Genomic DNA, 24,395 nt, shown 5'->3' with positions numbered 1-24,395 from the left:
TCTTAGTGCGCGTTCTCGTCCGACGAGCGCGGAACGTGCCGCAGAACGACCTCGCACCGGAAGTGCTGGGAGGCGGTCATGTCGCCGCGGAACCAGAGCAGGGCCACCAGGTCGGGGTCGCCGGGCGCCACGATCGGACGCAGGTTGTCGACCTCCGAGTTCTCGGTCACGGCGGTCCACGACCAGCTCGCTCCACCATCGGCGGTTCGTCCCACGTAGATCTCGTGGTGCGGCGTCTTCTCATCCGTGCGCGGGTCGAAGGACGTCGAGATATAGACCGAGTCCACGTCGTAGGGGTCGATCGTGGCGAGTCCTGTGTAGTCCTGCTCGTGAGGCAGCAGACCGGCGCCGGCCTTGCCCAGCGGGTGCAGCGCCCAGTCACGCCCCTGCTCTTTGCGCGCGTAGACGAAGCGGTGGTCGAGCACCGGGCGAAGGCGTGCGAACTCCTCCTCGGGCGTCTCGGGGAAGTCGTCGCCGCGCGCAGTCAGGGTCGCGACGATCGTGCCGTCGCTGCCCCGCCGGATATCGGACGTCCACGCGTGCGTGAGCGTGGCACCGCCGAGCGACGCCCCCGCGGGAAGCACGGTCGTCAGTTCGACCTGGGAGGGGGCATCCACCGTCGGGTCGAAGGCGTGCGAGTGCACGATCGAGTCGTCCGATCGGTGGAGGGCGGTCCCGGCAAGGTAGCCGTGATAGATCGAGTTGTCGTAGTCGCGGGGATGGTGGTCCGTCGTGACGAAGTCGATCCGTCCTGGCGACGACTCGTAACGGGTGTAGCCGTTGACGTAGCCGACCTTCGGCCGGGTGAAGAGCTTACCCGCGTACGTCCACGAGTCGCCGTCGTCGTCGGAGACGAGGATGCACGGGTCGTCGTTGACCGCCCGTGTGAAGCAGTACAGCCGGCCGTCCAGCTCGTGAAGGTTGCAGTACGTCGCGCCCCGTCCCTCGGTGAACGGACTCCAGTCGAACGTGAGCTCCGGTCCCCAGGTCGTCGGGTCTCCCGGCTCACTGATGCGCCAGCGCATGAGGTCGTCGGTCTTGTGCTTCGAGTACGCGGCCAGCCAGCGGCCGTCCTTGCGACGCCAGAGCGCCGGCACGTCGTGGTCGTCGACCTCGAGCGCCTCGTGCAGCACGACGACCTTGGAGGTGCCGGCCGCGAGGTCGACGACGGTGAGTTCGACGTTGCCGGATCGGCCCTCGCCCCCTGCGCCCTCTGCCGCGGCCATAGACCCGACCACGAGGGTCTGGGTCGTCGGGTCGACGAGTGCCCGCTCATCCTGGAACCAGCACCAGGCTCCGTTGTCGTTGATGACGTACTCGGTCATGAGTCCTTTTCTCTCGTGCACGAACACGAGGCCGCCCGCCTGACCTTCACCAGGCGGACGGCCTCGAGGCGTTCCTAGGAGTTGCTGGCGGCGCTCAGAAGGCCCTGCACCTCGGTCTTGAACGCGGCGGCTGCGGCCGACGGAGTGGCACGCCCGAAGATCACGTCTTCGGTGTGGCGCTGTGCGGTGGAGCCCACCTGGCTGGTGCCACGCGGCGGCACCGGCGGCACCCACTTGATCTCGCTCTTGATCTTCGCGAGGTAGTCGACGGCGTTCTGGTCGTACTGCGACAACAGCGGCTTGATCGCGGAGACCACAGCGGCACCCACCGGCACACCACGCTCGGTGAGCTGGATCTTGTTGGCGGGAATATTGTTGAGGAAGTAGTTGATCAGACCACCTGCCTGAGCAGGCGACTTCGTCTGCGATCCGATCGACCAGTACATCGACGGCTTGTAGTACAGGCCGTTCTTGTCAGCCGAGCCGGAGACGCTCGGCGGACGCAGCAGCACGCAGTCCCCGCCGTTGGCCTGCTGGAACGCTGTGATCTGGGTGTTCCAGAGCCAGCCGAGCGCCGTCTTGTTCGTGCCGAACATCGTCTGCTGCACCGGCGCGACGATGTCGTTGGTGTACTGATCCGTGGTCGGTCCGCCGCCGGACTTGAACAGCTTCTGCACCATCGTGAACCAGCTCGCCACAGCGTCGGTCGTGAAGCCGAGCTTGCCCTTGTCTGTGTAGAGCTGCTGGTTGTGCTGGTGCAGCCAGATCTGCAAGTCCTGGTCGGCGCCGAACCACGAGGTGCCTGTGAAGGCGCCCTTGGATGCATCGGCAAGCTGCTTGCTGACAGCAAGGTAGTCGTTCCACGTCCAGGTCTTGTCGTCAGGAACGTCGACACCCGCCTTCTCGAACAGGGTCTTGTTCGCACAGATGCTGTATGCGGTCTCACCGATCGGAATGCCGTAGAGCTTGCCATCCAGCGTTCCGTCCGCGAGGGAGGACTTGACCTGGGAGGTGTCGATGGAGCCGATGGTCGCGAGGTCGAGCAGCGCACCGCGGCCGCCGTACTCGGCGATGTACGCCTGGTCCATCTGGATGACGTCGGGCTCGGTCTGACCGGCGACCTGCGTGGACAGCTTGGTCCAGTACGTCGCCCACTGGCCGGGCTGCTGGTTCACGGTGATCGCGGAGTGCGCCCCGGTGTAGTCGCTCACCATCTTGGCGGTGTTGGTCGACCGCACGGGGTTGGTCCACCAGGAGAAGTTGAGTGTGGCCTTCTTGAAGGCATCGCCTGCCGCCGCCGTCGAGCTGGTGCCACCGGACGGAGTTGCGGAGGTCCCGCACCCTGCGAGCAGGAATGTGGTCCCGATGCCTGTCAAGGCGAGAGCGCCGAATTGGCGCCGGGAGAGCTGCTGTGACATGTGGCCTCCTTGCCATGGTGTGGGGTCCGCGGGAAAGCGCTTCCCGCTTCGTCGTGTCACGGTAACACAGAAAGTGATCGTTCACTAGTCGGGGTGACTTTTCAGGTCGGAATGGTCCGCAAGGGTGCGCCGGCACTCGCGTGGAGCCCGAGGCCCGTCGCGTCCTCCCTGCGCCCGCCCGCCAGCGCGCGAGACTGCACGCCCACGCCACGGGCGCGGTGTTTACCCGCTGTATGGGGTGGGCGTGCAGTCTCGCGGGAGGGGGACGCGGCTCCGCGCTCCCGCGGCCCTACAGGCGCGCGGGCACGGGCCGGTGGGCCGGCGGTGCTGGGGATGTCAGCCGAGGAGTTCCCACGGGCCGTTGGGGGTGGTGGGCACCTGGTTCCGGGTCCACCACTTGGCGGAGTAGAGCTTGCCCTGGTAGCTGACGACATCACCGGCGTGGAAGATCCTCGACGCCGTCCACAGCGCCGTGCCGTCGCTGGTGGTCGCCAGTTGCTCCCAGGGTCCGTTCGGGTCGCCGGGCGTCTGGTTCCGCGTCCAGTAATCCGCCTTGTAGAGCTGCCCCTGATAGACCACGACGTCACCCTTGTCGAAGATGCGCGACGCGGTCCAGATGGTCGTGCCATCCGGTGCCGTGCGCAACTGCTGCCACGGACCGGTCGGGTCGCCGGGCTTCTGATTCTGGCTCCACCAGGATGCCGACCAGAGGGTGTCCTGATAGACGACCGTGCTGTTCGCCGCATAGGCCGTCGTCGCCGACCACGCGGGAGCGAACACGAACGTCGCCGTGGCCGTCACCGGCGCTGAACCGGTGGCCGCAAGACCGGGACGCAGCGTGAACGTCACAGGAACCGAACCTGCCTTCGACGAGTTCCATCCCGTCGCCGTGACGTCGGCGTCCGTCAACGTCACCGTCGAACCATCCGCCCGAGTGCCGTGCAACACCGGGCTGCCCGCCTCGGCCGTACCGGTCGCGAACGCCTCCTTCGCCGGCATCACCGACAGCGTCTGCACCGCAGACACCAGACCGGCCTTCGCCGCCGTGATCGCCGCGGTCGCGGCATCCGCATCGGCCTGCGAAGCCCCCGTGTCCTCCGCCACCTTCGCGCCGGCGTCCCGGGCGGCTGCCAACGGAGCCCAACTGTCAGCGCTGTACTGCGTCACATCCAGGGCGTCCACCCCGGCGATCGCCGCTGTCAGAGCCGTGAGGTCAACGGCGTTCCGTGTAAGGGTGACGACGTAGGTGCCGGAGTCCCCCGGGTACGAGTCCACGCCGATCGTGATCGTGTTGTCGCCGGGCCTAACCGGCACTGTCGCGTCTGTGGTGCCCGCTGGGAGAACGTTGCCGTTGATCTGCACCTGCTGGTCATCCCATCCGAGCGCCCAGGTGAGGTGAACGGATGTCACGCTCGAGTCGAGCTTCTGGGTGACCGCGTACGGGCTGTCCGTGCCCACCCGACCCGGCGAGAACGCCGGATCCAGCGAAAGGCCGTCGAGGGAGAGGCTGCGCAGCTGGGCCAGCTGGTTGGGGTTCGTGCGCGAGATCGAGACGGTGTAGGCCTTCTGGGACCCGTCCTCCGCTGTCACGACCACCGGGATGTCGGTCGTCACGAGCGCGTCGCCGTCGTTGCCGGCGGCGAGCGGCACGTCGACAGACGCTCCGGATGCCACCGTCTTGCCGTTCACGGTCATCGTTGCGAACGGGCTGTCGGTGGCGGCGGCGATCGTCGCCGTGGTGTCGTAGGGGTCGGTCGTTCCCGTGTACGAGAGTCCGTCCTGCGACGGGGTCAGGGCCACATCGCCGCTCGGCGCTTTGGCTGTGACCGTTCCGAGTGAGGCGTCGTTGTAGTCGACAGGCGTCCCCGTGTTCACTCTGAAGTAGTCGATGAGCATGTCGCCGACATTGGACGCGTTCACGTAGAAGTCGAAGTAGTCGAGCGAGCTCACCTTGGTGCGCAGGGGCTGGTCCGTGAGCACGGGCGTGCTCATGTCATCCACATAGAGGTCGAACGTGCCGGTGTCGAGGTCGACGACGTTGCGCACCGTGTACCACTGGCCGACGTTGTAGTTCTCCACGTTCTTCACGGTGCTCGACCCTGTGACGTTGTGCGTGATGATCTTGCCGCCGGAGAACCCGAACGTCGCCGCCGGATTGGTGGAGGATGCCGGGCTCGACGCATTCCAGCCGGATGCCGCGTACGAGTACATCGCCACCTGGTTCGCCGAGGTGTTCGTGCTGGTGCGCTGGATGCGCGCCTCGATGGTGACCGTGCCCGTGAGGTTCAGCGGGCTGGTGTTGTGCACGGCGAGAACCCCGGAGCTCGAGCTGGTCTTGTCGATGCTCAGGTACTTGTTGCCGGGGTGAGACGGATCGTCGACGACGCTGACCGTGCCGACGGCCGGGTTGGTGTTCGCCACAAGGGCGCCGTCGCCCGTCTGGGTGAAGTCGCCTGTCGCGTCGTTGTCGAACGTCTCGTTGATCGCGTAATGCGTCGGCTGCGCCTGGGCGGGCACCACGAGATTGACGGTGACGGTTCGAGCAGGCTTGACCTCTACCCCGGACTGCGAGCCGGTCTGGTAGCCGGGCTTGGTCGCCGACACGGTGTAGCCGGTGCCCATCGTGACGTTCGCAATCGAGTAGGCGCCCTGTGCGTCGGTGGTCGCCGTGCCGAGGGCGTTCGTGCCCTGGGCGACGGTGACGGTGGCCCCTGCGAGGGGCTTGCCGCTGGAGGTCACCGTTCCAGCGACGGTTCCGACGGTCGCCGTGGTCTGACCGAGCGTCAGGTCCTGCGAAAGGGTCTGACCGGCCGTGACGGTGACGGCGAACGGCTGGCCATCCGCGTAGCCGTCGGCCGACGTGGCGAGCGAGTAGTCGCCTGCCGGCACCTCTATGGCGTACCTGCCGTCGGCTCCAGTGGTCAGTGACGTCGTGCCGTACTGCACCTGCGCGCTCGGCACGGCGACGCCGTCCTGGTCGCGCACGATTCCGACGATGACGGCCTTGCCGGTCGCCGGGGTGTGGGAGGCGGGCCCGATCGTCGGTGGCGTCGTCAGAGGGTTGCCGAAGAAGTCGGTGCTCACCGGCAACTGGCTCGTCGAGGTGTCGCCCGTCGCGTCGAAGCCGGGCGCGATCTGCGAGAGGTCGACTGGGGTGCCCGCTGCGATCAGTGAGGATGACGCCGACGTCGGCGCGATGTCGGTGATGGCGTCACCGGGGTCGCCGAGCATCGGGTCGGCCGTCGTCGGGTCGGCATCCTGCGCGGGTGCGGAGACATCCGGGCCGTAGTACGAGTTGTTGCCGAAGAACACGCCGGGGAAGTTCGCCTGCAGGGCTGCACCGCTCACCGAGGCGAGCGTGTTGACGAAGACGTTGTCGTACAGGTAGTGACGGTTCTTGTCGGTCAGCACGCTGCTGTTCGTTCCCGACGAGTTGAAGAACCCGACGGTGTTGTTCGACGACGGAGCCCTCGTGTTGTACATCAGGTTGTCGTAGATGACGTTCACACCGGAGTCGCCGTGCGGGTTGACATAGTTGCGCGCGACATCCTGGATGACGTTGTAGCGCTCCACCGAGGTGCCGAAGGCGAAACCGCAGAGCAGCACACCCTCGCCGGAGTCGTGGATGTAGTTGCCCTGGATCAGGATGTTCGAGGTTCCGCGATCGCCGTCGATGCCGTTGGAGTCGGCCGCATTCGCACGGTTGGTGATCGCCGCGACCTCGTTGTTCTGAACGACGATGTTGTCGGAGTAGTACATCTCGATGCCCGACACGCCTGCGCCGTCGATGAGGTTGTCATCCACCGTCGCGCCCTGAACGCTCGTCAGGTAGAGCGAGTCCCATCCGTACTGGGTGTCGCGGTTGGTGAGGTAGTTGCCGGAGATGTCGATGTGCGTGTTCGGCCGCCAGTTCGGGTCTTCGGTGACCACGCCGGTGTTGCTCGCCTTGGCGACGGCGCGGTCGCCCCAGCCGGGTGCGCGGTCGAGGTAGCGGTCGGTGCCCATGCCGGAGAACTGCTTGAAGATGACGTTCGCGAACGAGGTGTTCGCGACGTAGTCGTCGCTGACCACCACGTCGTCGAAGCGCGAGACGGTCTGACCGTCGCCCTTCAGGCCCTCGAAGAGGATGCCGCCCGTGCGCTTCGAGCGATCGAGGCCGGCGCTGCCGATCGACCAGGTGACGCCGCTGACGTCGTGCACGAACACGTTGTGGATGTCGAAGCCGCTCAGCGTTCCCGCATTCTCGCCCTGCACGTGGATGCCCCGAAGGTCGCCCGTCTTCGGGTTCTCCTCGCCCGGAAGGAGGCCTTGGTTGGCTCCCGGCTGCCACTGCGACGGGTCGAATCCATCGGTGACGTTGCTGATGTCGAGGTTGGAGATGTCCCAGTGCTGCTGGTTGGTCAGCTGGAGCACGTCGTTGACGACTCCGCGGCCCTCGAGCTTGGGAGCGTCGCCCGTTCCGTAGCTGGAGATGACGATCGGGTCGGCCGCGCTGCCGGAGCCCCCTGGCGCCACAAGCGCTGTCGGTGCCGCCTCGGTGACATCCGTCGGAACGCCGTTGTTCCAGGTCGTGTAGTCGAACGCCTCCTTCGCGACCTGGTCGCCCTGCGCCTGCCAGACGCTCCCCGCCTTGAGCAGGATGCGGTCGCCGGGGCCGAAGGCCTTGCCGTTGACGTTCGCGAACGACTTCCAGGCGGTCGACGGCGTCGTGCCGTTCGCCGAGTCGTCACCGCCCTGGGAGTCGACGTAGTAGGTGGTGCCGGTGCCCGCGGGCGCCGAGGAGTCGGCGACAGGCAGCGCGTCGTTCTGCACGATGCCTCGCCCGGTTGCTTGGAGCTGCCCCTTGCCGGTGTAACCGGTGAAAGAGGTCGCCGACGAGGGCGCGGCCGACGCCGCAGGAGCAGCGGCGACAACCGAGAGGGTGGCGGCGAAGACCGCGCCGAGGGTGATCGCCGCAAGGCCGCGCGACCGTCGAGTCGATGAGAAGAGGGACATCGATGTTCCTTTCGCTTCCGCCAGACCCCTCGACCGCGAACCGATGGTTCTGCTGGTGCGGGTCCGGCGGTGTGACTCTAGTGATCGTTCACTATTACTGTCAACGACTTGGTCGAAGTCGGATGCCCGGCGTGCGGCGCGACCCGGAACGACGTGCGCGACCTCAGCTGGGCGCAGGGCCGCTCGATCCCCGCGGGATCAGCCGGCCGACGATCTCGTTCGGGAACTCCGGCGGGTTCTCGCCCCTGATGCGGGCGATCAGCTGCTGCATGCTCTGGCGACCGATGAGCTCGAGGTTGTCCTCGACTGTGCTCAGCGTCGGCACGGAGAACCGCGCGAACTCGTCGTTGTCCCACCCGACGACGCTGATGTCGTGCGGAACCCTGATCCCCCGGTCCTGCAGACCCCTGATCACGCCGAACGCGATGGTGTCCTTCGAGGCGAAGATGGCTGTCACGCCCGAGTTCGCAGGCAGGTCGCGCGCAGCGTCGTAGCCCGACTGCGCGGTCCATTCACCTCCGACGACCCCGTACGACTCGAGCCCGAGTCGCTCGATCGTCTCGTTGTACACGTTGATGCGGTTGCGGGCGGATGCCCAGCGCTGGTCGCCCGCGACATGCAGGAACCTGCGATGGCCGAGATCTGCGAGGTGACCGATGACGACCGCGACGAAGGCGCCGTCGGCGAACGCTCCGGTCGAGCGCATCTTGTCGTCGTACTGGCCGACCGTGAGCACCGGTGCCGACGACTCCTCCTGGAGGGAGGCCACGTCTCCGATGGGGGTGAGCGAGAGGATGCCCTCCATGCGCTCGCTCTCCATCAGGGCCAGTACCCGTTGGCGCCGCCTCGCCTCGTCGCCTTCGAGGCTGACGACGTCCACCTCGTATCCCGCCTCGTGAGCCACGGCGGCCGCACCGCGGAAGGGTGTCGGCAGGTAATACGTCAGTTCGGGGAGCACGATGGCGATGCGGTTCGTGCGCCGGGTGCGCATGGACCGTGCGATCAGATCGGGCTTGTAGTCGAGCTCGCGGATCGCCGCCTCGACCTTCTCGATCGTCGCCGGCTTGAGGCCTCCGTTGAACTGCAGGTAGCGCGAGACGGTCTGGTGCGACACTCCGGCATGACTGGCCACCTGCATGATCGTCACGCGTTTGCGCCGCGGCGCGGGCACCCTCGTCGCGTTGTCCTGCATGTCCCCTCACTCACCCCTCTGCGAAGTGCGTCCTGCCCGTTCCCGGCGTCACCATCGACGCGAAACGGAACACGACGCACTGCCGAGGCTCCTCACGTCCGATGTGGTTCGGGTCGACTTCGGGATCGACGCCGCACAGAGCGGACCTGTCTACGCAATGGCAAAACGTTGCCATCAGTTTATCCAACGGATCGTGCAGTCGTTCACTCTTCGGCATGAACGATCACTTTTCATGAGGGAGTCCTGAGTCGTAGATAACATTCACGGCACAACGTCTTGGGCTGCCCCGGAAGCATGCATACACTTGCCCTCCAGAAAGCGATTTCTGAAAGTGTCGGGCAACCCTTGACACGATTCGGGTGAAGTCACAATAATTTTGCGAGCGGTCGGGAAAGCGTTTACCCGTCGTGATCGCAGTATGGCAAGGAGGCCACACACATGTCACAGCAGATGTCCCGGCGTCAGTTCGGCGCTCTCGCGCTCACCGGTATCGGCACCACGTTCCTGCTCGCCGGATGCGGTACCTCCGCCACTCCGAGCGGCGCGGGCGGCGGAGCCACCGCGGCAGCGGGCGATGCCTTCAAGAAGGCGACGCTGAACTTCGAATGGTGGACCAACCCGGTGCGCTCCGCGTACACGAGCAAGATCATCCAGGACTACACGACGGCGCACCCCGCCATCACGGTGAGCCAGGCTCCTGGTGAGTGGCCGACCTACTGGACGAAGCTGTCGACCCAGGTCGCCGGTCAGACCGAGCCCGACATCATCCAGATGGACCAGGCCTACATCGCCGAGTACGGCGGCCGCGGCGCGCTGCTCGACATGTCGAAGATCGCCACGATCGACACCAAGCCTCTGCAGTCGACACTCGACGAGGGCATGCTGAACGGCAAGCTGTATGGCATCCCGACCGGCAACAACGCCTACGCGTACGGCGCGAACAAGACGCTGTTCGAGAAGGCAGGGGTCGACGTTCCCGACGACACCACCTGGACGTGGAACGACTTCATCGACATCTCGAAGAAGCTCGCCCAGGCATCCAACGGCGCCTACGCGGGCGGCAGCTGGGGTTCCGGCGACACCGACCTGCAGATCTGGCTGCACCAGCACGGCGAGCAGCTCTACACCGACAAGGGCAAGCTCGGCTACAGCCTGCCGACGGTGACGTCGTGGTTCACCCTCGCTCAGAAGTTCTTCAACTCCGGCGGTGGCCTGAGCCCCGACGCCTTCATCAACGACTCGACCGCGTCGGTGCAGCAGACGACGTTCGGCACCAACAAGCTCGCGATGGCCGTGATGTGGAGCAACCAGATCAGTGCCTACCAGCAGGCCAACGGCGGCGACTGCGTTCTGCTGCGCCCGCCGAGCGTCGCGGGCTCCGCCAAGAAGAACGGCGTCTACTACAAGCCGTCGATGTACTGGTCGATCGGATCGCAGACCAAGTACCCGGCCCAGGCCGGCGCGCTCATCAACGAGTTCCTGAACAGCACCGACGCGGCCAAGCTGCAGCTCGCCGAGCGCGGAGTTCCTGCGAACGAGAAGGTGCTCGCCGTTGTGAAGCCGCTGCTCTCCAAGTACGACCAGAACGCCATCAACTACATGAACGACATCAAGAGCGAGATCAAGTGGGTCCCGCCGGTGCCGCCGAAGGGCACGAGCACGATGGCTGCGGTCATCCTGCGCCACATCGAAGACGTCATGTACAAGCGCGCCACGCCGCAGCAGGCCGCTCAGGCATTCGACACCGAGGCCAAGGGCTTGCTGTCCGCGGCGTCGTCGGGCAGCTGATCCACACGATGAACGAAGGGCACGGTGCGCCGATCGCGGCGCCCGTGCCCTCGCCTGTGCGCGGGTACGACGACTGGCCGGCGCACGCCCTTGCCGCGTCACCCTTCGTGGCGCGGAACGACGACGTGCAACGTCTCGCGGATGTGCTCGGGCTGAGGGCTCGGCCAGAGACGCCAGAGGTTGTGCGCGACGAACCGATCGCGCACGGGGGTGTCGTCATCACACCGCTGCGGTGGCGCATGCCGTACGGGCCGGAGACCCAGGCGTGGGAGGTGCGTGCGGCCGACTCGGCGGCGGGCGACTCGGACGCCGGGGGTGGGAACGCGCCCGGCATCCTCGCGCTCCATTCGCACGGCGGCCGTCGCTCGGTCGGAGCGAACAAGCTCATCGACTTCGGCGGCGAGAACCCGGGCGCCATCGCCAACCGGCTCGCACGCGAGGGCTTCGTGGTGCTCGCGCACGACGCCTTCTCATGGTCGAGCAGACGGTTCGACCTCTCGGTGCTGACACCGAAGCTCGCCGTCACCCGCGACGCGCTGCTCGCACTCTGGGCATCCGAGGGCCGCACCTGGACCGACGACGAGCTCTTCGACGCGGTGTCGAACGCCCACGAGGAGCTGCTCGCCAAGATCGCCGGCTCCCTCGGCCAGACGTTCGCCGGCATGGTGGTCGCGGACGACCTCGTCGCACTCGACGTGCTCGCCGGGCTGCCAGGGGTCGACGCCTCTCGCCTCGCGACGATCGGCTTCTCGGGCGGCGGTGGGCGGGCGCACCTGCTCGGCGCGCTGGATCACCGGCTCGGTGCCGTCGTGGTCGGCGGCATGATGGCCACGTTCGCCTCGATGATGCCGGGCTACATCGAAGCGCACTCCTGGCTGCTGCACAGCCCTGGCCTCTGGCAGCTGACCGACTGGCCCGACGTCGCCCGCGTCGGAGGCGACCGCGAACTGCTCGCGCTCTACGGCGAGCGCGACCCGCTCTTCCCACTCGACGGAATGCGCGAGGCCGACGCCTCGCTCTCCGAGCTGCCCGGCTACGTCGGTAGGTTCTTCGATGCCGGGCACGAGTTCACGCCCGACATGAAGGATGTCGCGGCATCCTTCCTCTCCGCGTGGGCCGCTCGCGCGCAGAGCCAGGTCACGGATGATGCGGCGCACGAGGAGCCCGACCTGCCATGAGCGAAGCCCGCCCGAGCCTGAGCACGTTCGCGAACCCGCCGGAAGACTGCCGGCCGAGGATGCGCTGGTGGTGGTTCGGGCCGGATGTCGAGCGGGGCGAACTCGCACGCGAGCTGACCGCCATGCGCGACGCGGGCATCGGCGGCGTCGAGGTCGCGTTCGTGTATCCGCTGTCGCGGGTGCAGCATCCGTTCCTCTCCCCCGCCTTGCTCGGCGACCTGCGCTTCGCTGCGGACACCGCGCGCGAGCTCGGGATGACCTTCGATCTCACCATCGGCAGCGGGTGGTCGTTCGGCGGGCCTCACATCACCGACGACACGGCGGCCCGCCGGGTGCGATGGGATGTCCGCGACATCGGCCCACTCGAAACCGAGGTGCTGGCGGCGCCGACTCAGCGAGGCGACGCGTTTCTCGGCGCCTACGTCGGCGACGGGTCGCTTCAGGAGCCGCCGCAGAGGTTGGACCGAGTCCAACCAGACCACGAGTCGCCCGAGAGGTTGACCGTGCCGGGCGGCCGCGGTCCGCGCGTGCTCGCACTCGCGTGGTCGGTGACCACCGGGCAGCAGGTGAAGCGTGCAGCTGCCGGAGCCGAGGGGCCGGTTCTCGACCACTATTCGGCCGCGGCAACGCGTGACCACCTGCGTGCCGTCGCCGATCCGATGCTGGACGCAGTTCCCGCGCATCTGCTCGGCTCGGTGTTCTGCGACAGCCTCGAGGCGTACGGCGCGGACTGGACGACGGACCTCCCCGCCGAGTTCGAGCGAAGGAACGGGCATCCGCTGCTCTCCGAGCTCTGGCGCCTGCGCTTCGACTCCCCCGGCTCCGGGGCGTTCAGAGCCGAGTACTACGAGACGCTCGGCGAGCTCTACGAGCGCAACTTCCTCGACGTGGTGAGCGAGTGGGCGGCCGGCCGCGGGGTTCCGTTCCGGGTGCAGAGCTACGGTGCGCCGCCCGCCCGGCTCCGGAGCTATCGTCACGCCGACCTCGCTGAGGGCGAAGGGTGGGGATGGCTGGGGATTCCGCAGACCAGATGGGCGTCATCCGCAGCGCACCACGACGGCACGGCCATCGTGTCGTCGGAGACTTGGACCTGGGTGCATTCCCCGTCCTTCCGCGCGACCCCGCTCGATCTCAAGGGTGAGGCGCACGAGCACTTCCTGCTCGGCATCAACCAGCTGGTCGGCCACGGCTGGCCATACACCGCTCCCGATGCGCAAGGGCTCGGTTGGTTCTTCTACGCGTCGGGTGCGCTCGACGATCGCAATGCGTGGTGGCCGGCCATGCCACAGCTCACCACTTACCTCACACGACTGAGCTGGCTGCTTCGCCAGGGCGAACCCGTGCGAGACGTGCTGCTCTACCTGCCCGTCGGCGATGTGTATCCGACCCTCGGCATGGAGCAGGGCGGAACGCTCGACCTGTGGCGGCAGTCGCGCGACCGCATCGGCGCCCCGATCCCCGCCGCCATCAGGCAGGCTGGATTCGACTTCGATCTCGTGGATGACGACACGCTGGCCGAGCTCACGCCATCGGCATCCACCACTGTCGTGCTGCCCTTCGTGTCGAGCCTTCCCGACGGCAGCGCCGGGGTGCTCCGCGCCGTTCGAGAGGCGGGCGGAACCGTGATCGCCGTCGTCGAGGACGGAACGGATGCCCGCGAGCATGTTCCCGGCGATGCGGTGACCGCCGCGTCTCTCGCGAACGAACTGCTCGCCCGCACGGCCGCGGACCTCACCATCGAACCCGCAGCACCGACGATCGGTTTCGTGCATCGCCGACTCCTCGACGGCGATACCTACCTCATCGTCAACACCGGCGCCACGACGGAGTCATTCGTCGCACGGCCGAGAAGCCTCGAAGTCGGCTGGCAGCTCTGGAGCCCGGATGAAGCACGCGTCGTCGCGTCGGGCGACGCGTCCGCTCGCATCGACGTGACCCTCGCGCCGTACCAGGCAGTCGTGCTCGTGACGGGGGAGGCATTCGAAGCCTCCCAGGATGGTACGGAGACGACGCCGGCGACCGATTCGGCGAACGGCATCGTCACCGAGGGCCTCACCGGAGAGGCGACGATCACCTCAGGGTGGACCGCCCGATTCCTCGACAGCGCCGAGGATGACCACGCCTCCCGAGCTGTCGAGCTTCCGCACGTGTGGGAGAACGAACGCACCGGCTACGCCGGTCGGGTGGAGTACACGGTCGAGCTCGACACTGAGGAGCTGTGGCCGTCGGGCATCCCTGAGCGCGTTGTGCTGGACTTCGGCGCGGGTGAACCCGAGCACGGCGGCGATGCAGGCGAGCAGGGGATCCGCGGTTCGTCGTACCGCGCGGTGCTGCGCCCGTCGGTCGGCGAGATCGTCGAGATCGAGGTGAACGGCGACGGCCTCGGCGTGCTGTTCGCTCCGCCGTTCCGAGTCGAGATCACCTCTGCGCTCGTGATCGGCACGAACACCCTGCGGCTCGTCGTGGCGAACAGCACGGCGTCCGCGTTCGGGGATCCCGAGGTTCGTTCGGCCGTCGACGAGCTGGTACGCACCTCGCGCGCGCACTACGGCCAGCGGTTCACGATGCAGGACCTCGAGACGGCGACCGTCGGTCTCCGGTCGGGGCTGCTGGAGGTGCCGCGCCTGCGCTGGTCGTAGCGCGGACTCCGGTGGTCGAGTAGCGCGTCGACCTCTGGTCGGCGCTACTCGACCGGCGAAGCGCGCTAGAGCAGCAGCATCGCCGCGAGGCAGGCGGCGGTGAGCACGCCGGTGGCGACCGACCAGCGGCGGTGTCCGCTCTGGCGGATCGTGAGCACGACTCGAGCGGCGGCCCACCCGGCGGCGATCAGCCAGGCGAGCTGCAGGCCGCCGACCCCGCTCATCGGCATGGCCATTCCGGTGTGGCCGACGGGAGCGACGAAGGCGGCAACGGTGACGATGCCCATCGCGAGCAGATCCACAACGTGGATGCGCACGCGGCTCGAGCTGCGGCAGAAAGGCGCGAGGATCATCGCGAGCGCGACGAGGAGCAGGCCGGACGCGACCGCCGCCGAGATCTGACCCGCCACCATCGGAACGAGCGCCGCGAGCATCGCAGCGTGCAGGCATCCGTCGGCCAGGTGGGCCGTCAGCTCACGCCGACGACCCGCCCGACCGGACTGTTCCCCCCTGGCAACCGGGAACCGGGCCGTTGCGACCCCCGGCCAACGCCGGCCGAGCGGCCGGATCGCGGTGCGATGCGCCTCTAGTACGGATACTGCGGTGTTCCGTGCTGCGTGCTGATCCACTTGCGCTCCGTGAACTCCTCGAGGTTGGCCTCGCCGCCGGCGCGTCCACCGAGGCCGGATGCGCCGAGCCCACCGAAGGGCGCGGACGCCTCGTCGGTCGGGGTGGCGTCGTTCACGTGCACCATACCGCTGCGCACGCCCTGTGCGAAGCGTTCGCCGCGTGCCTCGTCACCGGTGACCACGGCGTTGACGAGCCCGTACGGGGTGTCGTTGACGAGCTCGAGCGCCTCCTCGTCGGTGGAGAACGACATCACGGGGATGATCGGTGCGAACACTTCGTCGGTCCACAGCGGCATGTCGCGCGTGAGGCCGGTGACGACCGTCGGGCGGAAGAACAAACCGTCGAGGGTGCCGCCCTCCACGATCGTCGCGCCCCGCTCGACGGCGTCGCGAAGCAGCAGCTCGCCGCGTCGCGCCTGCCGCTCGTTGATCATCGGGCCAATGCCGATCGAAGGATCCGTCGGGTCGCCGACCGTGATACGACGTGCCCTGGCGGCGAGGTTCTCGACGTAGGCGTCGACCAGGCTCTCGTGCACGATGTGACGCCCGGCCGAGATGCAGGTCTGGCCCTGGTAGTGGAACGACGACCACGCGCCGAGCATGGCTGCGCGCTCGACATCCGCGTCATCCAGCACGACGAGAGCGTTGTTGCCGCCGAGTTCGAGAGAGACCTTCTTGAGCAGTCGTCCTGCGGCGCCCGCGATCGTTGAGCCCACCGCGGTCGAGCCGGTGAAGTGCACCATGTCGACGGCGGGGTGGGTCGTGAGCGCCTCGCTGAACTCGAGATCGCCGCACACCGCCTGGAACAGGCCTGCCGGTGCGCCCGCCTCGTCGAACAGCGACGCGATCGCCAGTCCGCCAGAGATCGGGGTCTCGGGAGAGGCCTTCAGGATGACCGCGTTGCCCAGCGCGATGGCGGGGGCGATGACGCGCATGGCGAGGATGAGCGGGAAGTTCCACGGAGTGATCACGGCGACAACCCCGACCGGAATGCGCTCGACGATGCTGGTGCGGCCGGGATCGTGCGAGACGATCACCTCACCGCGAGGCCGTGCCGCGAGACCGGCCGCGGTGAGCAGCTCGTCCACGGCTCCGCCGACCTCGTACGCCGCCTTGCCTGCGATCGAGCCGGTCTCGCGCACGATGAGGTCGGTGAACTCGTCGGCGCGTGCCGTGAGCCGCTCGGCCGCCCTGCGCAGCAGGTCGGCGCGCACGTTGTACGGCTGGGCGGCCCAGTCGGCCTGCGCACGTCGCGCGGCAGCGGCGGCGCGGTCGAGGTCGGTCTTCGAGCCGAGACCGGCCTCGCCGAGCGGCCGCCCGGTCGCCTTCTCGAGAACGGTGAGCGATTCGCCGGCCGTCGCGAACGCGCCGTCCACGTAGATCGCCGACGGTGCCAGGTGGCCCGTTGCGGGCGCGGCGGAGAGTGTGTCCGTCATTGGTTTCTCCTTCTTTGTGCAGTAGGTGTCGCTGTGCTGCCGATGTCGCTGTGCTGTCGATGGGCCTGGGTGCCCGGCTGGGCCGGATCGGTGGGTGGGGTATCAGCCGGCGATACGCCTGGCGAGCGTGATGCCGCCCGCGACCGGGTCGTCGTCGAGCAGCACCGTCTCGTAGCCCGGATGCCCGTTCAGCACCCGCGCGCGCAGCCCGTCGTACAGCCGGGGTTGCGCCACGACCACGCTGCCGGCTGCGACGACCGTGCTGCCGACGGCACCGCGCGCCACCACCCGGTCGACGAGCAGGGCGAGTGCCGCCGCCGCGTCGTCGATCACCGAGGCGGCGAGCGCCGACCCGCCATCCGCCGCACGGAAGACCGCGGGTGCTTTCGGCGCCCAGTTCGGGATGCTGGGATCGTCGTTCACGGCGCGAGCCAGGCGTTCGGCATCCGCGACCTCGAAGGCTTGGAGCAGTGCGTCGAGCAACCCGTCGTCTGCTTCGCCGGCGTCGTGCGCCGACAGCGCAGCCTTCGTCGCCTCGCGCACCAGCGCGGCTCCGCCGCCTTCGTCGCCGATCACCCAGCCCCAACCACCTGCAGCGACGGGCTCGCCGTCGGAGGTCGTGCCGACCGCGATCGAGCCCGTGCCTGCGATGACGCCGACGCCGTCATCCAAACCCGCCGCAGGAACCAGAAGGGCCGCGTCGTTGACGACCACGGCCGGTGAGCCGAGTGCGCTGAGCTCACGGCTGAGGTCGGCAGCGAGCTCCGCGCTGTCGCAGCCCTGTGCGCCGACGCCGATCGCGACGATGTGGTGGTCGGCCGCTGCCCGGTCGGCTCGTTCCCGCAGCCATCGTGCCGCGACCGAAGGCGGTTCGGCTGCCCAGTCGTCCGCGTCGAAGACGACGCCGGCGATACGCACTCCGTCGATGGTCTCGACGCGCACGGCGCATTTCGTTCCGCCCGCGTCGATTCCGACCAGCACGTCGGTCATCCTTCACCTCCCGCAGAGACCTTGGTGTCCGCGTTGTGGAAGACGAACTCCTCGATGTCGAGCCCGCGCACCTCGGCGACGGACTGCACGAGCGACTGCAGAACGGATGCCTCCAGCACGGCCCGCTGTGCGGCAGGCCTGCGGGGGATCGCGATCGGATGCAGCGTCGCGGTCTCGCGCACGGGCTCCGCCGTCACCAGGATGACATGGTGGCCCGCGCTCGACAGGGTCAACGCGAGGTCGAGCTCGCGGCTGTCGCCGAGAACGACGTGCACTCCGTCGCCTGCCGACTCCATGGACCCGTGCAGGTACTGCCTCGTGCTCATGCCGGTGGCGGGAATGCGCGCGACCTCGCGGAACAGCAGTGCTCCGGCCTCTGCCGAGCCCACCGCGGGGCCGGCTCCGACGAAGTCTGCCGATGTGGCGTCGGCGAAGAGCGGTGCGAGAGCCTCTGCTCGCGCGCAGGCCACCTCGTCGAGCTCGGCGAAGGCGTCACCGAGTCGAGCCCAGCCCTGGTCGATCGCGCCACCGTTCCAGGCATCGGCGAGGATGCCCAGCGCGGCGACCGTCGCGGTGTAGCCGATGGTCGATGCGTAGCTGTCTTCGAGGTTGCCGAGCGCGACGGTGGATGCCCCGAGCGCCGTCATCGGCGACGGGTCGGTGTTCACCACGACGAGTCGCTGCGCAGCCGGGATGGACTCGAGCACGGCCAGCGTCTCCGCGCTCCTTCCGCTCTGGGACACCCCGACGATGGGGTGCTCGCTCTGCGGGTACGGAACCGGAAGATCCCCCGCACTGAGTCGCCAGGAATGGATGCCGCGCGACCGCAGCGCCCACACCGGCGCTCCGGCAGCGGCGAAGCTCGCACCGATGCCCACGAACACCGGGCCCGGCCCGGAGAGCCGTCCGGCAGCGGCGAGCGCCCGCACCTGCCCCGTGATGTGCGGAACCGCGTCTGTCAGCAGAGCGCTCTGCTCGCGGCGGGCGTGCGCAAACGGCACGTGACCCTGTGTCATTCTCGAACCCCCGTCTGGTCTGCGGTGTCGTGTGGTGTTTGATCTGGATCCCATGCCGCTGTCGGATCCCAGTCCGGCGGAACGGGTGCGACCGGCGCTGCCGTGCTTCGAATGTCTACGGGGGCACCGCTCGCTGCAGACTCCTCGATCGCGAGCATGACGTCGAGCACGTGATGCGCCAGCTGGGCGCTCGCCCTCGGTGACCCGTGCGATCGAACGGCTCGTGCGAGGTCGACAGCGCCGACACCGCGTTCCCGGTGCGATCCGACCGCAGGTGCGCTGACCCACTCGGTGTTCCTGTCATCACCGTCGAGCACGTCCGTGTCGCCGTCGAAGCCGCTCACCGGAACCCTGAGCACTCCCGTGCTGCCCGTGATCTCGAAGAGCTGGCGGCGTTGCGGCGAGTCGAACGAGTAGACCGAGGTACCGACCACCCCGCTGGCGAAGCGGCTGAGCACGCTCAGATGGGTGTCGACCTCGACGGGGAAGCGGGTGCCGGCGTCGGGGCCCGACCCGATGATCCGCTCGCTCTGCGCCCGGTGGCCGGCCGCTGACACCGACTCGATCGGACCGAGCAGCTGCACGAGCGTCGTGACGTAGTACGGGCCGATGTCGAAGAGAGGGCCTGCGCCGCGCGCGAAGAGGAATTGCGGGCGTGGATGCCACGCGTCGGGTCCCGGCCCCTGCATGAGCGTGAGCACGGTCTGCGGTGCACCGACGCGACCGGACGCCAGCAGCGCGGCGGCGGTCTGGATGCCCTCGCCCAGGATGGTGTCCGGAGCGTTGCCGACCAGCACGCCTGCCGCTGCCGCCGCATCGAGCACCCGCCGAGCGTCCGCGCGGTCGAGCGCAATGGGCTTCTCGGCCCACACGTGCTTGCCCTTCTGGATCGCGCGCAGAGTGACCTCGGCGTGCACGGCAGGGATGGTCAGGTTGACGATCAGCTCGACGCCGCGCAGGTCGAGCAACTCGTCGGCGGTGCCGCTGAACGGGATGCCGTATTTCTCGGCCTGTTCGGCGGCACGGGCTATGTCGAGGTCGGCGATGCCGAGCAGCTCGACATCCGGAGCCGCGCGTAGCGTGCTGAGGTACTCGTCGGAGATGTTGCCGGCGCCGATGACCCCGACGCCGACAGGTGCGATCGCGGTCATGCCGCCACCCGTTCTGCGAAGAACCGTGCGTTCCTGGCGAGCACCGGGAAGACATCGCCGTCGACGACCACCTCGACGACCGGCAGTTCGAGCGTCGGTCGCGCGAGGGCGAGCACCTCGTCGAGGCGCTCGGAGACGTCGACACCGGTGATGGGATGCCGGTCGTCGTACGGCTCGCTCTTCAGGTGCAGCAACCGGACGCGCTCGCCCAGCCTCGGCAGCAGCTCGAAGACGTCGGCTCCGCCGACGCTCGCCCAGAACGTGTCGAGTTCGAGCACGACGCGCTGGTCGAGTCGCTCGACGAGCAGCTCGTAGGCCGGGCGCCCGTCGACGATGGTCGCGAACTCGAAGTCGTGGTTGTGATAGCCGACACGGATGCCGCGCGATTGGGCGTCATCCGCAGCCTGGGCGATCGCATCGGCGAAACGCGCGATGCCGTCGGGGGTGGAGAACGTTGCGGGAGCCACCCACGGGATGACGACGGTGCCCGCGCCCAGTTCGCCTGCCGCGTCGAGCACCCGCTCGGTGTCGAGCTCGGTGACCTTTGCGTGCACCGATGCGATCCGCAGGCCGGCACCGTCGGCGGCTGCTTTGAGGCCCGTCGTGTCGGAGAGGATGTCGTACGGCTCGACATGGCTGAACCCGAACTCAGCCAGCCGCTGCAGGGTGGCGGAGGTTTGGTCGCCGAGGTGGTCCTTGACGCTGTAGAGCTGCACTCCGAGCCCGGACTCCGGCCCCGTCATGAGTGTGCTCCGTGCTCGCGTGCGCTGTGGTCGTGTGCGCTGTGGTCGTGCTCGTCGTCGCTGTGCTCGCCCGGCGCGCAATGATCCGCCGGCGGGATGTCGAGGGTGGGGTTGCGCCCGAAGAAGCCGTACGGCTTGAGTGCGAAGCCCGCGCTGTCGACGGGCATCACGGGCCAGTCCTCGATGCGGGGGAAGTGGGTGAGACCGAAGGTGTGCCAGATGACGATGTCGGTGTCGTCAACCTCGCGATCCGCGGCGGTCCACGCCGGCAGCCCGGCCCCGCCGGGGTGCATGTTGACGAAATCGCCCGCCGGGTACAGCTCGTCCGGCGCGTACGGAGTGACCCAGAGGTGCTTGGTGGTGAACGTCGCACGCTTGTGGATGTCCGACTCGGCGTCTGCGAGCAGCACCGGCCTGCCCTCGGGGTGCAGTACGTACCCCACAGGTCCTCCGAGCCGGTTGCGCACTGACGGGTTGGTCACGAGCCACGCGCGGTTCTTCGCGTTGTCTGCGAGGCGCTGCGCCTGCTTCTCGGTGCGGAGTCTGGTCACCGACTGGGTGAATCCGGTGCCCGTCGGGTTCTCAGGGCCGCGCGGCACGAAGACCGCCTCGAGCTCGTCGACGGCGTTGTCGGTGCCGTCGATCATGGTGTCGAGGCGGGCGCTGAAGAGGTGCTGGTGGTACGGAGCGCCGAGTCCGGGCGCGAGCTCCGACGCGTACGGATATCCCTCCCCCGGGTATCCCGAGGTGAACACGACACCGGTGGCCTTGACCTCGAGCTCGACGGAACCGTCGAGGGAGAAGTACCAGTAGAAGCCATAGTCGTAGTTGCCGACCGTGACGAAGAACGAGACGACGAGCCTGCGACCACGCCGCGAGTCGCTCGACCCGTTCCAATTGTCGAAGTGCTTCCAGAGGATGCCCGTGTCTTCCTCGTGGATGCAGATGGCCTGCGGGATGACCCGCACCTCGCCTGCGTTGTCGACGAGGGTGGCATCCAAATAGGTGATCTCGCCGACGCAGTCGCAGCCGAGCTCGAGCGAGTTGGCGAAACCGCCGAGCAGGTACTCGCCGCAGTCGAAGAAGTTCTGGAACCAGCGTTGCGCCGACGGGTCGCCGTAGGGCACCACCATCTCGGCGATCGACGCGCGGTACAGAACAGGACGCTGTGCGCCGCCGTCGGCGATCGACACGTTGTGCAGCACGAGACCCTCGCGCTGATCGAAGCTCACCTGCAGCCGCCAGCCGGCCCAGTCGATCACGCCGTCATCGTCGATCTCGAAGCTCGGGCCCTGCGGTTGGCTGATCTCGATGGGCTTGAGACCCGAACGCTCGGGCTGATCGACCCACTGCTGCAGGTGGAAGTTGCCGTCTTCCTCGGGCACGGCCAGGTCGACATAGTCGATGACGTCGAGCACCTCGCGGGTGACGACGTCGACCATCACGGTGACTCCGTCGACGGGGTGCGCCCAGCCGAGGTCATCCGGGGTCTTCTGCGCGAAGGTGAAGCAACGCTGGATCCTGCGACCCTGCTCATCCACGCTCGCGACGCCCGCCGAGAGCGGGTTCACGCGCAACCGGCTGACATCGGTGAGTCCACGCTTGCGCATGGCGGCGAGCCAGCGCTCGTCTTCGTGCACGACCTCCTCGACCAGGGAGAACTCCTCGAGCACGACCGGCACCTGACCGTCGACCGCGACGTCGAGCTGCTTGGCCGAGACGACTCTGTCTTCGTCGGGAGAGACCACGACGTCGTGCTGCACGCCGGTCGACATGTCGATGAGCATCGCCCTGAAGCGACGGGGCTGTGGCGAGCCTGCGAGCAGCGTTCGCTTGTCCTGCTCCAGAAGACCGAAGTACGAGACCTGGGTCGTCGGGGTCATGAGACCGTCCCGACGCAGGACGCCGATGCTCGCCTCGATCTCCTCGCCGCGAAGGGACGCCAGAGCATGCGCCACATCGGGCGAAGTGTGAGGGGCAGTGTTCACAGATGTCTCCTTTTCAAGGAACCACTACAAACCAAAGGTTATCCACTATGGGACAGGTAGTGCAAGCGCGTCACTCGACGCCGAACGTGTTGTGCGCACCGCCTCGCGCGAAGAAAGTGCGAAGCCGATAGCGGTCGCCTGCGTAGCGAATGGTCGAGGCGAGGATCGGCCGGTCTGAGCGCGTCCTGACCAGCTGGTGCATGACGAGCGTCGGCTGCCCGATGCTCACCCCGAGGTACTGGGCGACGTCGTCCGTCGCGGGTCGAGCCTCGATCGTCGTCTCCGCGTGCGCGAGGTCGAGACCGGCTTCGACCAGCGTCTCGTAGAGCGATTCCGTGCGGAAATCGACGGTCTCGGCGTCGGGAATGAGCGCGAGCGGGATCAACGATCGGTCGACGGCGATGGGTACTTCGCTCAGCAGGCGAACCCGTTCGAGCCGGAACACCGCGGTCCCTGGCGCAATCGCGAGCCGCTCCGCGTCGTCGATTCCGGCGGGGAACGACGTCGCCTCGAGAACCTGCGAGCTCGGCACGAGGCCCATGCGGGCAGCAGTCTCACTGAACGACTCGAGGCTGTTGGGCCACTCGTGACCGTCGTCTCCCGCGATGTACCAGCCACGGCCGTGCGAGGAGCGCACCACGCCTTCTTCCACGAGCCGAGCGAGCGCCTTGCGCAGCGTCACCCTGCTGATGCCGAGTCGTTGGCACAGTTCGCGCTCCGGCGGCAGCCTCATGCCGGCTTGCAGAGCCCCGGATGCCACCTGTTCGCGAAGCGAGTCGACGGCCTGCATCCACAGCGGGTCCGGGTAGTCGACGCGGAACCCGGATGTCGCCTGTTCGGTCACGACGAGACCTGCGCCTTCACCCAGCCGCCCGACCGCATGGACTCGTAGCAGGCGTCGAGGATCGTGTTGACGATCAGACCGTCCTCGAACGTCTCGATCGGCGCGATGCCGGCGGCGAAGCAGTCTACGAAATGCCGCATCTCCTGGCTGAAGCCGTACGCCCGCGCCTCCTCGGGAACGGGGTAGACCCAACCGGTGTCGGCATCCGCCTTCTCGACCAGGTAGCCGGCCGGCTTCTCGATGAAGCCCCAGACCGGGGTGTTCGAGGTGTCGGTCACGATTCGTCCCGCGGTGCCGACGAACTCGTGCCTGAGCGCCATACCGCCCTTCTCGATCCACGAAGACTCGATGGTCGCGAGCTGTCCGCCTGCGAACTTGAGCAGAGCAACGGCCGTGTCCTCGCCCGTCGTCTTGTCGCCGTGCACCATGGTCGCGCCCCATGCGAAGACCTCGGTCACGGGGTTGTCCTTGCCGAAGAAGTGCCGCGCCGACTCGACGGTGTGGCATCCCATGTCGAGCAGAGCTCCGCCGCCTGCCGTCTCGGCGTCCCAGAAGTGCGCGGCGTGCGGGCCGGAGTGCGCCTCGCGAGCGCGCATGGTGAGCACCTCGCCGATGGCGCCTGCCGCGACCATCTCGTGCGCCTTGGCGATGTTCGGCGAGAACACCGAGCTCTCCGCGTACCCGTGCCACACGCCGTGCTCCTGCACGATGCGGAGGATCTCTGCCGCCTCTGCGCCGGTGCGGGCGAGCGGCTTGGTGCACACGATCGCTTTGCCTGCCTCGGCCGCGATGCGCACCGCGTCGACGTGCGCCTCGTTCGGCAGCGCGACAACGACCATGTCTATGTCGTCGCGCGCGCACAGCTGCGCGAGGTCGTCGTACTGATCGGGGATCGACCAGCGACGGCCGAATTCCTGCGCACGGAGCGGGTCACGAGAGTAGTTCGCCACGAGCTCGGCGTCACGAACGTCGCGGAGTGCGTCCGCGTAGGTGTCGCCGATGAAGCCGGAGCCGAGCAGGCCGATTCGAATCACACAGTCCTCCTGATGCTGGTGCGAGCTAC

General features: G+C 67.9%; 16 protein-coding genes. 3 read left to right on the top strand and 13 right to left on the bottom strand.

Annotated elements, in window-relative coordinates:
* Positions 1–2: 2 nt before the first annotated feature.
* The 4 genes from ACYVDN_RS16820 to ACYVDN_RS16805 all read right to left on the bottom strand — a co-directional run bounded on the left by ACYVDN_RS16820 (position 3) and on the right by ACYVDN_RS16805 (position 8,930).
* Positions 3–1,325: a BNR-4 repeat-containing protein gene (locus ACYVDN_RS16820; protein WP_460573462.1), complete on the bottom strand. Its 1,323-nt coding sequence runs from the start codon at positions 1,323–1,325 to the stop codon at positions 3–5.
* A 74-nt stretch (positions 1,326–1,399) separates the two neighbouring features.
* Positions 1,400–2,743, bottom strand: coding sequence for an ABC transporter substrate-binding protein (locus tag ACYVDN_RS16815; protein ID WP_460573460.1), 1,344 nt, complete (start codon positions 2,741–2,743; stop codon positions 1,400–1,402).
* A gap of 336 nt (positions 2,744–3,079) precedes the next feature.
* Entirely contained in the window at positions 3,080–7,738 is a 4,659-nt protein-coding gene (locus ACYVDN_RS16810) for a carboxypeptidase regulatory-like domain-containing protein (RefSeq protein WP_460573458.1), read from the bottom strand.
* Between the two features lie 163 nt (positions 7,739–7,901).
* Positions 7,902–8,930 (bottom strand): LacI family DNA-binding transcriptional regulator, encoded by a 1,029-nt coding sequence (locus ACYVDN_RS16805; RefSeq protein ID WP_460573456.1) that lies wholly within the window; start codon positions 8,928–8,930, stop codon positions 7,902–7,904.
* Between the two features lie 438 nt (positions 8,931–9,368).
* Here ACYVDN_RS16805 and ACYVDN_RS16800 point away from each other — a divergent pair, with 438 nt between their 5' ends.
* Genes ACYVDN_RS16800 through ACYVDN_RS16790 form a run of 3 tightly spaced genes read left to right on the top strand, consistent with a single transcriptional unit; the run spans position 9,369 to position 14,535 of the window.
* Entirely contained in the window at positions 9,369–10,718 is a 1,350-nt protein-coding gene (locus ACYVDN_RS16800) for an ABC transporter substrate-binding protein (RefSeq protein WP_460573454.1), read from the top strand.
* An 8-nt stretch (positions 10,719–10,726) separates the two neighbouring features.
* Positions 10,727–11,896, top strand: coding sequence for a dienelactone hydrolase family protein (locus tag ACYVDN_RS16795; RefSeq protein ID WP_460573452.1), 1,170 nt, complete (start codon positions 10,727–10,729; stop codon positions 11,894–11,896).
* Positions 11,893–14,535, top strand: coding sequence for a glycosyl hydrolase family 2 protein (locus ACYVDN_RS16790; protein ID WP_460573450.1), 2,643 nt, complete (start codon positions 11,893–11,895; stop codon positions 14,533–14,535). Before ACYVDN_RS16795 ends, ACYVDN_RS16790 begins: the two co-directional genes overlap by 4 nt.
* A 65-nt stretch (positions 14,536–14,600) precedes the next feature.
* Here ACYVDN_RS16790 and ACYVDN_RS16785 read toward each other — a convergent pair whose 3' ends face one another.
* The 9 genes from ACYVDN_RS16785 to ACYVDN_RS16745 all read right to left on the bottom strand — a co-directional run bounded on the left by ACYVDN_RS16785 (position 14,601) and on the right by ACYVDN_RS16745 (position 24,366).
* Positions 14,601–15,164 carry a hypothetical protein gene (locus tag ACYVDN_RS16785; protein ID WP_460573448.1) on the bottom strand — a complete coding sequence of 188 codons (564 nt, stop codon included), beginning with the start codon at positions 15,162–15,164 and terminating at the stop codon, positions 14,601–14,603.
* Positions 15,122–16,600, bottom strand: coding sequence for an aldehyde dehydrogenase family protein (locus tag ACYVDN_RS16780; RefSeq protein ID WP_460573447.1), 1,479 nt, complete (start codon positions 16,598–16,600; stop codon positions 15,122–15,124). The genes ACYVDN_RS16785 and ACYVDN_RS16780 overlap by 43 nt, the downstream gene beginning before the upstream one ends.
* A 102-nt stretch (positions 16,601–16,702) precedes the next feature.
* Complete coding sequence (locus tag ACYVDN_RS16775) at positions 16,703–17,590, bottom strand: N-acetylglucosamine kinase (RefSeq protein WP_460573445.1); 888 nt, start codon at positions 17,588–17,590, stop codon at positions 16,703–16,705.
* On the bottom strand, positions 17,587–18,606 hold the full coding sequence (locus ACYVDN_RS16770; protein WP_460573443.1) for an SIS domain-containing protein: 1,020 nt from the start codon (positions 18,604–18,606) through the stop codon (positions 17,587–17,589). The genes ACYVDN_RS16775 and ACYVDN_RS16770 overlap by 4 nt, the downstream gene beginning before the upstream one ends.
* Positions 18,603–19,757, bottom strand: coding sequence for a Gfo/Idh/MocA family protein (locus ACYVDN_RS16765; protein WP_460573441.1), 1,155 nt, complete (start codon positions 19,755–19,757; stop codon positions 18,603–18,605). The genes ACYVDN_RS16770 and ACYVDN_RS16765 overlap by 4 nt, the downstream gene beginning before the upstream one ends.
* Positions 19,754–20,500 (bottom strand): sugar phosphate isomerase/epimerase family protein, encoded by a 747-nt coding sequence (locus tag ACYVDN_RS16760; protein ID WP_460573439.1) that lies wholly within the window; start codon positions 20,498–20,500, stop codon positions 19,754–19,756. Before ACYVDN_RS16760 ends, ACYVDN_RS16765 begins: the two co-directional genes overlap by 4 nt.
* Entirely contained in the window at positions 20,497–22,488 is a 1,992-nt protein-coding gene (locus ACYVDN_RS16755; protein ID WP_460573437.1) for a primary-amine oxidase, read from the bottom strand. The genes ACYVDN_RS16760 and ACYVDN_RS16755 overlap by 4 nt, the downstream gene beginning before the upstream one ends.
* 70 nt (positions 22,489–22,558) lie before the next feature.
* Complete coding sequence (locus ACYVDN_RS16750) at positions 22,559–23,332, bottom strand: GntR family transcriptional regulator (protein WP_460573435.1); 774 nt, start codon at positions 23,330–23,332, stop codon at positions 22,559–22,561.
* Positions 23,329–24,366, bottom strand: a complete 1,038-nt coding sequence (locus ACYVDN_RS16745) for a Gfo/Idh/MocA family protein (RefSeq protein WP_460573433.1) — start codon at positions 24,364–24,366, stop codon at positions 23,329–23,331. The genes ACYVDN_RS16750 and ACYVDN_RS16745 overlap by 4 nt, the downstream gene beginning before the upstream one ends.
* Positions 24,367–24,395 lie beyond the last annotated feature (29 nt).

It is taken from the genome of Humibacter soli, assembly GCF_054779035.1.
Note: the sequence above shows the minus strand (reverse complement) of the source record. Positions and strands in the feature narration are given on the sequence as shown.

Excerpts from the sequence above, each read along its gene's own strand:
- ACYVDN_RS16820 (WP_460573462.1), bottom strand. The coding sequence starts at position 1,325 with ATGACCGAGTACGTCATCAACGACAACGGAGCCTGGTGCTGGTTCCAG.
- ACYVDN_RS16815 (WP_460573460.1), bottom strand. The coding sequence starts at position 2,743 with ATGTCACAGCAGCTCTCCCGGCGCCAATTCGGCGCTCTCGCCTTGACA.
- ACYVDN_RS16810 (WP_460573458.1), bottom strand. The coding sequence starts at position 7,738 with ATGTCCCTCTTCTCATCGACTCGACGGTCGCGCGGCCTTGCGGCGATC.
- ACYVDN_RS16805 (WP_460573456.1), bottom strand. The coding sequence starts at position 8,930 with ATGCAGGACAACGCGACGAGGGTGCCCGCGCCGCGGCGCAAACGCGTG.
- ACYVDN_RS16800 (WP_460573454.1), top strand. The coding sequence starts at position 9,369 with ATGTCACAGCAGATGTCCCGGCGTCAGTTCGGCGCTCTCGCGCTCACC.
- ACYVDN_RS16795 (WP_460573452.1), top strand. The coding sequence starts at position 10,727 with ATGAACGAAGGGCACGGTGCGCCGATCGCGGCGCCCGTGCCCTCGCCT.
- ACYVDN_RS16790 (WP_460573450.1), top strand. The coding sequence starts at position 11,893 with ATGAGCGAAGCCCGCCCGAGCCTGAGCACGTTCGCGAACCCGCCGGAA.
- ACYVDN_RS16780 (WP_460573447.1), bottom strand. The coding sequence starts at position 16,600 with ATGACGGACACACTCTCCGCCGCGCCCGCAACGGGCCACCTGGCACCG.
- ACYVDN_RS16775 (WP_460573445.1), bottom strand. The coding sequence starts at position 17,590 with ATGACCGACGTGCTGGTCGGAATCGACGCGGGCGGAACGAAATGCGCC.
- ACYVDN_RS16770 (WP_460573443.1), bottom strand. The coding sequence starts at position 18,606 with ATGACACAGGGTCACGTGCCGTTTGCGCACGCCCGCCGCGAGCAGAGC.
- ACYVDN_RS16765 (WP_460573441.1), bottom strand. The coding sequence starts at position 19,757 with ATGACCGCGATCGCACCTGTCGGCGTCGGGGTCATCGGCGCCGGCAAC.
- ACYVDN_RS16760 (WP_460573439.1), bottom strand. The coding sequence starts at position 20,500 with ATGACGGGGCCGGAGTCCGGGCTCGGAGTGCAGCTCTACAGCGTCAAG.